The sequence below is a fragment of the Nonomuraea sp. NPDC003804 genome, assembly GCF_040610675.1.
Taxonomy (GTDB): Bacteria; Actinomycetota; Actinomycetes; order Streptosporangiales; family Streptosporangiaceae; genus Nonomuraea.
Window position 1 is genome coordinate 1 of sequence record NZ_JBEXMT010000131.1, and the last position, 1,089, is coordinate 1,089.

The window sequence follows — 1,089 nt, forward strand, 5'->3', positions numbered from 1 at the left end:
GATCGTGGAATTTGCCATCGCGAAGCTACGTGCGTGTGGGCTTCGAAGGAGCATTCACCATCGAGCCGAAGCGTTCGGGCTGCTTCTCTTTGAGCGTTGTATGAGCGCGGCAATTGACAAGCGTTCACGCGGAGGCGCACTGAAATTTCCCTCGGCTCTTTGATGTGCTGCAACGAGTTCGTCAAGCGGTGCAGTCTGCAGCTGGTTGTCAAAGAGTTCGAGCAATCTGGCCGTAACCGGAACCAAGTCCGACTTCATGCTCCATCCAGTGTTGGCGCGAGCGCGTAAGGCGAGTTCACCGAGCATCACGTCGGCAGTGCTAAAAATGGACAATTCGCCTTTGCCGAATCCGGCGTCGAAGAGGTAGAACGACGCGAACATCGTCCGAACAATTGTGCCCAAATGAAATGCTGAGCCTTGCTCAGTACGTAGAGCGTGGAAGCAAAGATGGTTACGAAGCGAGAGATCGATTAGCGCATGTGTTGAGAGACGAGCTACTCTGCTGAGATCGGCTCCCCGAGTATTCGATACCATTGGAATAAGCGATTCAACCGACCATATTTCTTATTCGCTCAGCCGACACATTCTCCTGCGTGGTGTGGCTGAGCGATTCATGGCTTCCGTTATCGGGAAGCTACCTCTTTGGCGCGACCATCGGTGGATGCGCGACTATAGCCTCGCGCGTAGTACAGCATGACGAGCAAGGCAATCCACGCAGGACCGACGATGAGCGCAATCTTGGTGTCGGAGTGAAATGCCATGACGATCAGCACCGCGACCAGGAATAGTCCTGCGAGATAGGACGTGTACGGGAAGAAGGGTACCCGCAACGTCATCCGGTTCACCTCGCTTCGCGACACGGACTTTCGGAATCCGATCTGTGCAAGCAGAATGACGCCCCATGTCCAGACCGAACTGAACGCGGAAATCGCGCTCAGCCACGTGAACACTTCGGTCGGGGCCAAATAGTTGAGCGCCACGCCAACGAAGAGAAGCGCCACGGATATCAGAATCGCCCGACGTGGGACTCCATTGTCGGAGGTGTTGGCTAGCGACGCGGGTGCTTGACCTTGCTGCGCCAGATTGAAC

The 1,089-nt window shown here is 55.6% G+C and carries 1 protein-coding gene and 1 pseudogene; both read right to left on the reverse strand.

Features of this window, described 5'->3' with window-relative positions; translation table 11 throughout:
- Positions 1-54: 54 nt before the first annotated feature.
- Positions 55-381, reverse strand: coding sequence for a hypothetical protein (locus ABZX22_RS45270; RefSeq protein WP_175918294.1), 327 nt, complete (start codon positions 379-381; stop codon positions 55-57).
- A 242-nt stretch (positions 382-623) separates the two neighbouring features.
- A pseudogene (locus ABZX22_RS45275) lies at positions 624-1,089 on the reverse strand (hypothetical protein); the annotation flags it as partial.

Bases quoted from the DNA above. Each gene is read 5' to 3' on its own strand.
- ABZX22_RS45270 (WP_175918294.1), bottom strand. From the start codon at position 381: ATGTTCGCGTCGTTCTACCTCTTCGACGCCGGATTCGGCAAAGGCGAA.